Source organism: Alcanivorax sp. HI0083 (assembly GCF_001635175.1).
Genome location: NZ_LWFX01000225.1, coordinates 1 through 801, shown reverse-complemented (window position 1 = coordinate 801; position 801 = coordinate 1). Strand labels below are relative to the sequence as shown.

Genomic DNA, 801 nt, shown 5'->3' with positions numbered 1-801 from the left:
ATAGCCCGGATGTGAAGTACGAGACCTTGCTGCAGCCAGGGCACGTCAATGCGGATTACCAGCGTTGGGAACTGCATCGCGTCTGGGTGGTGGAAGCAAACCTGAAAGAAGGTGAGCGACACATCTACCAGAAGCGTCGTTTCTATATTGATGCAGATTCCTGGCAGATTGCCGCCATCGACCAGTACGACCGTCGTGGCGAGCTGTGGCGCGTGAGCCTGGCTTACATCAAGAACTACTACGAAGTGCCGACCCAGTGGACGGCTCTGGATACCTTCCACGACCTGCGTGCTCAGCGTTACCACGTGCAGTTCCTGGATAACGAAGAGTCTTCCATCCTGGATTACAGCCAGCCGGTACCGGGCGATCGTTATTTCCACCCGGCAGCGCTACGTCGCCGCGGTCGTTAATTATAAAAAATGCCGGCTCAATGAAGCCGGCAAGGCAAAACGACCGGGACGCCACCCATGGCCCCCGGTCGTTTTGTGCTCGGCCCTGGAACGGGGCCCTCGGGAAGAGTAAGGGACAATGAAAAAAACAGTGTTAATGGCTCTGTCGGCCATGCTGTCTGCGCCTCTGCAGGCAGATTTCGTTTCGAATGATGCTCCACTGGTCACGGCTAACAATTATCTGGATATCGCTTATGCGGATAGCCGGGTCGTTGCTGTGGGTGACCGGGGTAAAATTCTCTATTCCGATGATCAAGGCGATCACTGGAAGCAGGCGGTAACGCCATCTGAAGTACTGCTCACCTCGGTGTGTTTTGCTGATGCCCGCCATGGCTGGGCCGTTGGCCACGAT

Annotated in this window: 2 protein-coding genes; both read left to right on the top strand. The window is 55.9% G+C overall.

Annotated elements, in window-relative coordinates; all coding sequences use genetic code 11:
* Positions 1–410 (top strand): DUF1329 domain-containing protein (locus A3754_RS02470; RefSeq protein ID WP_156496704.1); only part of this gene is annotated, 410 nt, incomplete at its 5' end.
* A gap of 118 nt (positions 411–528) precedes the next feature.
* The coding region (locus tag A3754_RS02465) for a WD40/YVTN/BNR-like repeat-containing protein (RefSeq protein ID WP_369817564.1) at positions 529–801 on the top strand (273 nt) is incomplete at its 3' end.